8 protein-coding genes and 1 pseudogene are annotated in these 9,111 nt (G+C 58.9%); 4 read left to right on the top strand and 5 right to left on the bottom strand.

Annotated elements, in window-relative coordinates; genetic code table 11:
* Nucleotides 1-462 precede the first annotated feature (462 nt).
* On the bottom strand, nucleotides 463-1,404 hold the full coding sequence (locus tag HQL56_15640) for a c-type cytochrome (protein ID MBF0310951.1): 942 nt from the start codon (nucleotides 1,402-1,404) through the stop codon (nucleotides 463-465).
* Entirely contained in the window at nucleotides 1,404-2,576 is a 1,173-nt protein-coding gene (locus HQL56_15635) for a c-type cytochrome (protein ID MBF0310950.1), read from the bottom strand. The genes HQL56_15640 and HQL56_15635 overlap by 1 nt, the downstream gene beginning before the upstream one ends.
* A 114-nt stretch (nucleotides 2,577-2,690) precedes the next feature.
* Here HQL56_15635 and HQL56_15630 point away from each other — a divergent pair, with 114 nt between their 5' ends.
* Nucleotides 2,691-3,824, top strand: coding sequence for a 6-bladed beta-propeller (locus tag HQL56_15630; GenBank protein MBF0310949.1), 1,134 nt, complete (start codon nucleotides 2,691-2,693; stop codon nucleotides 3,822-3,824).
* A 111-nt stretch (nucleotides 3,825-3,935) separates the two neighbouring features.
* On the opposite strand, the pseudogene HQL56_15625 reads toward HQL56_15630, so the two are convergent.
* From HQL56_15625 to HQL56_15615, 3 genes and pseudogenes are all read right to left on the bottom strand, one after another.
* Nucleotides 3,936-4,679 (bottom strand): annotated as a pseudogene (locus HQL56_15625) (zeta toxin family protein).
* Nucleotides 4,676-5,059: a hypothetical protein gene (locus HQL56_15620; GenBank protein MBF0310948.1), complete on the bottom strand. Its 384-nt coding sequence runs from the start codon at nucleotides 5,057-5,059 to the stop codon at nucleotides 4,676-4,678. Before HQL56_15620 ends, HQL56_15625 begins: the two are co-directional and overlap by 4 nt.
* 79 nt (nucleotides 5,060-5,138) lie before the next feature.
* Nucleotides 5,139-6,830, bottom strand: coding sequence for a diguanylate cyclase (locus HQL56_15615; protein MBF0310947.1), 1,692 nt, complete (start codon nucleotides 6,828-6,830; stop codon nucleotides 5,139-5,141).
* 167 nt (nucleotides 6,831-6,997) lie between these two features.
* Between HQL56_15615 and HQL56_15610 the strand changes: the two genes are divergently transcribed.
* From HQL56_15610 to HQL56_15600, 3 genes are all read left to right on the top strand, one after another.
* Nucleotides 6,998-7,570, top strand: coding sequence for a hypothetical protein (locus tag HQL56_15610; GenBank protein MBF0310946.1), 573 nt, complete (start codon nucleotides 6,998-7,000; stop codon nucleotides 7,568-7,570).
* Nucleotides 7,567-8,328, top strand: coding sequence for a cytochrome c3 family protein (locus HQL56_15605; GenBank protein MBF0310945.1), 762 nt, complete (start codon nucleotides 7,567-7,569; stop codon nucleotides 8,326-8,328). Before HQL56_15610 ends, HQL56_15605 begins: the two co-directional genes overlap by 4 nt.
* Before the next feature lie 236 nt (nucleotides 8,329-8,564).
* On the top strand, nucleotides 8,565-9,111 hold a 547-nt coding region (locus HQL56_15600; protein MBF0310944.1), incomplete at its 3' end, for a hypothetical protein.

The raw sequence follows: 9,111 nt of genomic DNA, 5'->3' as shown, positions 1-9,111 counted from the left end.
ATTATCCCCCCCGGCGGGGTTCGGGGCGGAGCCCCGAGGTGTTGACGTGGCCGTGTCCGTGGCGGTCCGAAGCACCCCATAAAAACGCAAAAAGCCAATCCCACACGCGATCCCGATGAATGCTTCGGACCGCCGGAGGGGGCAAGGGGAGGGACTCATCCTCCCCATCCTTGAACTCAACACCCATGCACAACCGGAGTTGATCGAGGAAACGAGAGCCTTGTTCTTGTAATACCTGAACCTCGGTGGAGTTGGCGCGTTCACGGATGGGGAGGATGAGTCCCTCCCCTTGCCCCCTCCGGGCGGGTCGAAGTGACAGCGTGGTTCGGAAGAGGTTCGACGTCTGGAATTTCTCCTTTTGGCTTCGACCCGCCAAAGGCCAAGGCCAGGTCAACACCTCGGGGCTCCGCCCCGAACCCCGCCGGGGGGGATAATCCCCCCCGGACCCCGGTATTTTTTTTATCACATCGCCTGCTCGATATACTCGGCGATATTCTCCATCTGCCCCTCGCTCAACACCCCCCTCCAGGCGGGCATCGACGTTCCGGCCAAACCCTCGGCCATCACCCGCTTCAACCCCTCCCGACTGCGCCGCGCCTTGAAACCCGCCTCCGTCAAATCCCTCGGATGCGGCTGCAAAAAAGTGCCGATCCAGTTTTTTCCCGTGCCGTCCGCTGCATGACAAAAGGCGCAGTTGCCTTGAAACAACCGCTCCCCCTCCCGCACCGCCTGCGAAACCTCCCCCGACAACACCGGGGCCCGATCATGCCGGGCATAGACCGACGCCCCCGAAACCGCATCCGGAACCGACTCCTGCCCCGGAACGAAACCCGCACGCGGATAGGATACCGCACGCGGCTCCCAAACCGGCTCCTCCTTCTCCACCCGCCCCCAGTCGTGACACGAAATGCAGGCGCTCAAATACAGGGCCTTGCCCCGCCGCTGCTCAGGGGTCAGCGTCTCCTCCGCCCGGTCCATGGCAATCTCACCCAGGGCGAACGGATAGGCCTCCCGGTAGCGTTCGTGATCCCCCCAGCCGTTGGCTACCGTGTGGTAACGGGTGTTTTCCGCCTTGTCCACCATGAACTCCTGCCGCACGAAAGCGGCTACGGCCTCTATCTCGGCGGGAGTGAGAACGGTTTCGAAGGCGGCCATGCCGGTCGAGGGCACGCCGTGGCGAATGGAAGCGATCATACGCTCCAAAGGCAACGCCTCCGGGGCGGTGCGGGTGAAATCCCGAGGCTTCGGTGTGAGATAACTGGCCGCCAGGGTGCGCCCGTTGCCCGAGTAACCGTGGCAGAAATAGCAACGGAAATTGTAAACCGCCCGCCCGGCCTCATGAGCGGGGTCGGCACCAAGCGTGAGGGGCACCCACAACGCCAACCCCAGCACCAGCTTTCTCATCAGTGGGAATGCCCTTCGGCGGCAGGGGCCTGGTCATGATCCCCATGGTCGTCGTGTTCCCCATGATCCCCGTGTTCCCCATGATCCCCATGGTCGTGGTCCGCCGCCCCCGACTCCTGCAACTGCTGCAACTCCGTGGCATGCCCCGGCTGAATGAAGGCCACGAAGACATACTCGGCGACGTTGGCGATCTCCTGCTCGGAGAGAACCTTGTCCCAGGCGGGCATCTCGGCCTTCAGCACCCCTTTGGCGATCACCTCGAAGAGGTGAGGCCGGTTCATCTTGTGCTGGGAGGCGGGATGGCGGAAATTGCGGGGCTTGGGATTGATGAAGGCGGAACGCGGACCCTGTCCGTCACCCTCCTTGCCGTGGCAGGTGGCGCAGTTCTTTTCGTAGAAAGATCCTCCCCAGCCCGCATCGCCTTGCAATCCCTTGGGCAATGGAGCCAACATGGCCTGCAGGTCGAAGTGGCTGGAATGGTCGTGAGCGCCGTCCCCGTGAGCGGCATGGTCCGCCGGCTTGGCGCGGGTCTCCCCTTCGGGAAAGAGGAAAGCACCCCGGATGTAATCGACCACCGCTTCGATCTCCTCCTTGGAGAAACGCTCCTTCCAGGAAGGCATGGCGGTTTCGGCGCGACCGAAGGTTATCGAGAAGATCATGCGCTCGCGGGAAAGCTCCGTGCGGGCCTGATCGGTGGTGAAGTTGCGCGGGGCGGGTTGCAGACCGCTTTGGGCCCACACGGCGGTATCTCCCCGATCCCCGTGGCAGACGGAACAGTTTTTGGCATATATCTGTTGCCCCAGGGAGGCGTCGCCGCCGATGGCGCTGGGCATCAGGTGTTCCCGGATGTAGTCGGCCAGGGAGTCGATCTGGGCGGCGGAAAGCAGTTCACCCCAGGCGGGCATGGCCGTGGCCTTGCGCCCGTCGCGGATGGAGGTGATCATGCGTTCCCGGGTCAGATCCATCATGCCGGCGGGATCGGTGAACTTGCGGGGCGGGGGGCTCATGCTTTGCCCCAGAGTGGTGTTGCCTTCGCCTTTGTGGCCATGGCAGGTGGCGCAATGCTTGCGATAGAGTTCGGCAGCACCGGTTGGTTTTTCTCCGGCAAGGCTGGAACTTCCTGGAAAAACGAGGGCGCTGAACAACGCCATGAACAGACCGGTTCGCCACATGCTGCCAGATCCCCGAATAGTGAGCTGAAGGCCAATTCCAAAATCACGCATCAATGGTACATGGTGTGCAATTAGCACACCAGGAAGCAACGGTTGGCGATGGGAGATTGATTCATGAAACTGCGTCTGACGATGTCTGCGATGTTGTGTCTCCTGAGCGGGGCGGCGGTGATCCTCGGAGGCTGCGTGGAGGGCAAACAGGCCAAGGTGCTGCCTCCCCTGGTCTTTCCGAGTCCGCCGGACGAGGCCCGGTTCCAGTATGAGCGCACCCTGCGCTCCAGCGTCGATGTCGAGCCCAAGGACCGCAAGGGCCTGGCCATGCGGGAGATGCTCACCGGCGATTCGGGTCTGGAGGGCAAGGGCTTCGGCAAACCCTACGGCATCGCGGTGCGCAAGGGGGTGATCTACGTCTCCGATACCATCAACCGGTCGGTGATGCGTTTCGATCCCGAACACGGCAAGTTCACCGAGATCGGCAAGGAGGATCCGGGCGCGCTGGCCAAACCCATGGGTTTGGATGTGGACCAGGAGGGCAACCTCTACGTGATGGATGCCACCAAGAAGTTCGTCATGGTCTACGGTCCGGATGGCAAGTATCTGCGGGCCCTGGGAGGCAAGGAGATGTTCGACCGACCCTCTTCCGTGGCGGTGAACCCGGATGCCACCCGGATTTATGTGGTGGACACCGGCGCCTCCCGAGGGCGGGATGAGGCACACCGCATCCGGGTTTTCGACGCCAAAAACGGCACCCCGCTCTTCGACATCGGCAAGCGCGGAGAGAAGCCGGGCGAATTCAATCTGCTGCGGGATGCCAAATTCGGCCCCGACGGTCTGCTTTATGTCGTGGACGGCGGCAATTTCCGCGTTCAGGTCTTCAATCAGGACGGCAAATTCCTGCGCTTCTTCGGCGGGGTGGGGCGCAACCTGGGGCAGTTCGCCCGACCCAAGGGGCTCGCCGCCGACAAGGCAGGCAACATCTACATTTCGGATGCCTCCCACGCCAATTTCCAGATCTTCAACAAGGAGGGGCAGTTGCTGTTGTTCGTGGGGGATCGTGGTCCGGATACCGAGCGGGCCCGATATATGCTGCCCTCCATGATCGCCGTGGATGAGGACGGTCGCGTCTACATGGTGGATCAGGGCTACAAGAAGGTCGACATCTATCGCCCCGCCACCCTGGGCGAGAAGGATGGCTTCCTGGGGCAGGCTTTCGACAAGCTGGAAAACATCAAGCCGGTGAAAAAGTAGGGGCTGTTGGACGGGTTGGTTTCCCGCAGGAACCCATGCACGGATCGAGAGGACGCCGTTGCAAGGGTTCCTGCGGTCGATTTTCCACGGTGGCGCGGCTAACCTATACAATCATAAAGGGTTAAATAAGGTGGCGAACCAGCGCGGGACGAAATCCCCTTCTATCTTCAGTGAGTTCTCTTCAGTTTTTTCAGCTATCCAGGCCCTCTTGCCTTGCGAGGTATCGAAAATGTAGGCTCTGGTGGAATAGAGGAGTGCTTTGGGCAGAAGTTCAAGGGAACGCTGATAGCGGGCACGGATTTTATCTTCCGGAACGGAGTGTCCGCCCATCTGGATTCGAATGGCCACCCGGTTTAGATTGATGTCCGGGTCATTCGTGGCAATATAGTAGAGGTAGGTGCGATAGCCGCTTTCCCGGGCCTTTTTCAATAGTTCAATTTTATCCTCTGAAGACATGACGGTTTCCGTTACAAAAGAAAGACGGCTCTTGATCAGCTGTTGCCGAATGAAGTCGGCCAATACCGAGGCGAAGTAGGCATTTATGGCGATGTCTAGAAAGTATACCCTGTTGGTATTGTAACATAATTTAGATATATCTTTGAACTGCCCTGTTTTTCTTAATAATTCGGATTGTTCAAGAAACTCTGTAAATATTTCCTTGGATGTTTGCAGGCCGAAAGTGGAAAAATCGAGGCACTTCCATGCAGAGGAAGCGACGGACTTCTCAATTTCATCCGGGTTGATATAAACTTCACCGTTTTTGGATGATATTTGTTATATTACGTTGTTATAAAGCGTGCTTTTCCCGGAGCCGTTTGGGCCAGCTATCATGCGCAGGCGTGGAGTGTTGTTCATGGGGGGGAATTTTTCCGGCCACGGGGAATGTGCAACCGGTTATTGGTATCGCTGCGTATAACATAATATTTTTTAGTGACACGAACGAAGGAATCGTATGGTAGATCTTTCACAATTTCTTTTTCTCCGGAGGGGAGAATTTTCACCAGGGACTTTCCCTCGGCGACCAGAACGCTGTTTCCAGCTTTGAGGGCGTTGGTGCAGGCAAGACGGGATGTCGCAGCGCCCTTTTTTAATAGGCGGGTTTCAAGCTTGAGTAATTGAAAATTTGTGACTTTTCGGGAATTCGGCTTCCGGGTTGAGGTTCCTTTGATCTTTTCCTCTTGTTCGGCGTCGCTTCCAACGGAGCGGCTCGGTGATATTTGCCTGGTATTGTTCATGTCCGTACCTCCACGGTTCGCATGGCCCACGACGACATTCCAACAACCGATCTCAAAGGCAATGATCTGACTGACGCTCCTACATCTCGACACTTGATAAATCTAAATCTTCCAGGGGGATACCGATGGTCACCTGGTTGCGTCCGTTGCGTTTGCCTTCATAAAGCAGTTCGTCCGCCCTTTTGATCAGGTCTTCCGCCTTGTTGACCTCGCAGGCGGGAATGGTGACCACGCCGATGGAGACGGTCACTTTCAGGTTATCCACCAGCATGGCTTCGATGCGGCGGCGGAAGCGTTCCGCGACGATGTAGGCTCCGCGCGGATCCGTATCCGGCAGAATGGCGCAGAACTCCTCGCCCCCGTAACGGCAGGGAGTGTCCACCTTGCGGAAATGCTCCTTCATGGCGCGACCGATGGCCTGCAGCACCCGGTCCCCCTGATCGTGGCCATAGGTGTCGTTGAATTTTTTGAAGTGGTCCACGTCGAAAAGCAGGAATCCCAGGAAGTGGTTGTAGCGCTGGGAGCGTTTGATCTCCTTCTCCAGAACCTCCATGAGACCGCGCCGGTTGAAGAGCTGGGTCAGGGCGTCAGTCACGGAGAGTTCCCGCAGCTTGTCTTCCAGGTTCTTTTCGTCGGTGACATCCCGCAGCATGATGGAGGTGCCGATGGCGGTCTGATCCACGGCGTGGATGGTGGCGGCGTGGAGCTTCAGAGCCCGGCTGTTGTAAACCACCAGATCCGGCATCTCCCGGCCTCCCTTGGCCACGAAAGCCTTCAGAAAGTCGGCATCGTCCAGCAGCATCTCCCAACCGGCGTCGCGGATTTGTTCGAAGGTTTTGCCGACGAGGCGTTCCGCGGAGGGGTTGACCAGGACGACGTTCTGATTGCCGTCGGTGACCACGATGCCCTCCTGGGCGCCGAAGATCACCGTGGCCAGCTTGTCCTGCTCCTGGTGCAGCCCGTCGTAAGTGATGGCCAGTTGCCGCGCCATTTCGTTGAAGGCGGCGGCGATTTCACTGATTTCGTCATTGCCGGGAACCGCGATGCGTTCCGTCAGATGCCCCCCGGCAACCCGGTTCATGGAGGATTTGATCAGGCCCAGGGGCCGGATCAGAAAGCTGCGTATCATCACGTAGACCAGCAGCAGCACGAAAAAGAGCGCCACCAGCGCCACCAGAAAGGCCTCCTGACGGGTATCCCGAATATCCTGCTCCACCTGGGCCAGCGAGGTGGTGATCAGCATGAGGCCACGGGGCTTGGCATCGCTGCCGTGGCACTTGCCGCACTTCTCGTCCTTCTGGATGGGGGCCAGAAAGGTCACCTGGGCCACGCCGTCCTTCTTGTGGTGCAGGGGTACGATGTGATGGTCTTTCAGGACGGTCTGCAGATTGGGGTCGTTCTCAGGCAGAACCTGAACCTTGTTCTCCTCCTTGCGGGGCAGGAACTCCTCCTCCCCGAGACGTCGGTTCACCTCGGCGATGGTGCTGTTGTCCAGAAAGGCTTCCAACCCGTTGGCACGCAAAATGCGGAAGTCCAGTACGGCGGGGTTCTTGCGGATGTCGGCGATGAACTCGCGTGCGATGTGGGCGTAACCCGATTTCATGATGGTGCGCAGGCCACTGCCGATATTGCTCACCATCAAGGTCATGGTGCGTTCGTTCTGGGCCAGGATGGTCTCTTTTTGATGCTTGACGAAGAAGACGATAAGCCAGACCATGACCAGCGCGACCGCGCTGGCGGTGGAAATAAGAACCCGGGCACTGATGCTCATCGAGAAAAAGAGCTTTTTGCGCGAAGATGAATTATCCTGGACGTGGGACATCGGGCCTCTGTCTCGGAAAGAAAGGCGGGCAAAATGAGCCCTATTGATACCATGTTTCCGGCGCCATTTCCACCAGGAGAGCCGGAATCCTGCGCAGATGGGACATGTCCGGGCCGATGTCCATAACCAGGACCGCAAAAGACAAGCTGGTGACCGAGCGGGCGCCGCCTTCCTTGAAGGTGTTGCGACGTCTGGCCATGGTCGCCCTGTTTCTGGGATTGGCCTCGGCTCTGGGCTTGTGGCTGGGCGTCACCTGGCTGGAGTCCGGTTTCGAGGGTTCTTACCGGGATATCGTGGTCCAACTGGCCTGGCGGCAGAACCGGCTGCTGCCTTTGGTAGTGGGTGCGGCCCTGATCCTGGCGCTGCTGGCGGGCATGGTCACCGCTCTGGTGGCGCTCTACAGCACCTTCCGGGTGGCGGGAACCCTGCACCGCTTCACTCTCAAGCTGCAGAACGCCGCCATGGAGAGCCATCGCATCGAGGGAGACCCCTCGGATCGGGAAGAGGCCCTGCAAGCGCAGTACCAGGAGTTTCTGCACGCTTTGCAGTCGGTACAAACCCACTACGACGAAGCCAGCTATCTGGTGGATATCGCCCAACGGCAACTGACGCTTCCGGACAAGAATCTGCACGGCGGCCTGGATGGCACTCTGCAGGCATTGCGACGGCGATTGGGAGATGATCCGTGAACGTCCGCCTGCCCGTTCTCATTCTCTTGGCGGGGCTGACCTGGGCGGTCGGGGCGGTGGACCGGATGGAACGGGTTCATCCCGATATGGCCTGCTCCGAATGCCATGTGGCGGGCAGTCGCACCGTCGCCGGGACCGCCCGCATGCTGCTGGCGGACTGGAAGGGGTTGTGCGAAAAGTGTCATCCCGACGCGGTGCGCCAGAGCCATCCTTCAGGGTTTCGTCCGGGTCGTGTGCTTCCGGCGGAGTATCCGCTGGACTGGAAAGGGGAGATGACCTGCGGAAGCTGCCACCGGGTGCATGAAACGGGGGAGGCCTCCCTGCGGGGCGAGGAACGGGGCCGCGCCTTCTGCTCCGCCTGTCACGACGAGGGCTTTTTCCGTCGCATGCGGGAGGGCGGGGATTCTCTCCAGGGATTGGCCCATCTGGAAAAGGGCATCGGGGATTTCCACAATCTGCCGTTGGACGGTCCCTCCCTGCTTTGCCTGGAATGTCATGTGGACAATTTGAATCTTTCGGTGGAGGGCAGTCGGGTATCGGTTACGCATCGGGAAGGGGCCGGTGGTCACCCCGTGGGGTCGCCTTACGGTGTGGTGCGGTCGGGGTACCGCAACGTCGAGCAGATTCCCCGCGAGGTTCAGATGCCCGATGGTCGGGTGAGTTGCGTCTCCTGTCACCAGGGGTACAGCCGGAAACACGGGGCCTTGGTGATCAGCAATCAGGGTTCGTCGCTTTGTCTGGCATGTCACGATTTGTGACGAATCCAAAGCTTTTGACTTTCAATATTTAATCCTTTAAATATCAAAAAAAGAAAATGTTCTGTCCGTTGACTTGCTATTTTGTTAATTTTCTATAATTGTTATATAGATACCGTTGCGCAATTGCAGGAAGATTCAATAAAGGATCAAGTCAAAGGATAGAGCATTTTCTTTTTTTGATGCTTAAAATATTACATATTGAAAGTCAAAAAAGTATCCCCCCCTCAGGAGTGAGTATGGATCCGCAACGACGGCTTTATGTCGATTACCGGGTGCAGATGGCCATGGTGGTGGCCCTGGTGCTGCTGCAGATTCTGCTGATCGTCCTGGGCAGCCTGTGGCTCTACCACCGCTTTTCCCAGATTTTGGAAAGTCACCTCTACCGGGTGCATCAAGGCGGTCTGGTGCTGGGGGAGGCCTTCCAGAGGGAGGCGCTTTGGGTGGTGGTTGGTCTGGTGGTGGTCAATCTGCTTGCCGTGGCGGTGGCAGACCGCATCTGGCGGGGCTATGTGCGGCGTGTGCTGGGAACATTGGGCGAACTGTGCCGTCGCACCCGACAGGGAGAGTTCGACAGCGACGAACGGATTGACCCCGACCTGCATCCGGTCATCCACTGGATGGTGCATTGGCGCGCCCTGGAGCGGGCCCGGCAGCGAAAACTGAAACGACTTCTGGATACCCTGGACCACCCCGCCGACTTCAAATCCCACGATGTCTGCCTGCGCCACCAGGTGGTCTTGAGCCGCCTGCGCCAACATTTGCCACGCCACTCCTTGCGCTATT

The sequence above is a fragment of the Magnetococcales bacterium genome, from assembly GCA_015231925.1.
Taxonomy (GTDB): domain Bacteria; phylum Pseudomonadota; class Magnetococcia; order Magnetococcales; family JADGAQ01; genus JADGAQ01.
Note: the sequence above shows the minus strand (reverse complement) of the source record. Positions and strands in the feature narration are given on the sequence as shown.

Coding starts and splice junctions, on each gene's coding strand:
- HQL56_15630 (MBF0310949.1), top strand. CDS start 2,691: ATGAAACTGCGTCTGACGATGTCTGCGATGTTGTGTCTCCTGAGCGGG.
- HQL56_15610 (MBF0310946.1), top strand. CDS start 6,998: ATGTCCATAACCAGGACCGCAAAAGACAAGCTGGTGACCGAGCGGGCG.
- HQL56_15615 (MBF0310947.1), bottom strand. CDS start 6,830: ATGAGCATCAGTGCCCGGGTTCTTATTTCCACCGCCAGCGCGGTCGCG.
- HQL56_15620 (MBF0310948.1), bottom strand. CDS start 5,059: ATGAACAATACCAGGCAAATATCACCGAGCCGCTCCGTTGGAAGCGAC.
- HQL56_15635 (MBF0310950.1), bottom strand. CDS start 2,576: ATGTGGCGAACCGGTCTGTTCATGGCGTTGTTCAGCGCCCTCGTTTTT.
- HQL56_15640 (MBF0310951.1), bottom strand. CDS start 1,404: ATGAGAAAGCTGGTGCTGGGGTTGGCGTTGTGGGTGCCCCTCACGCTT.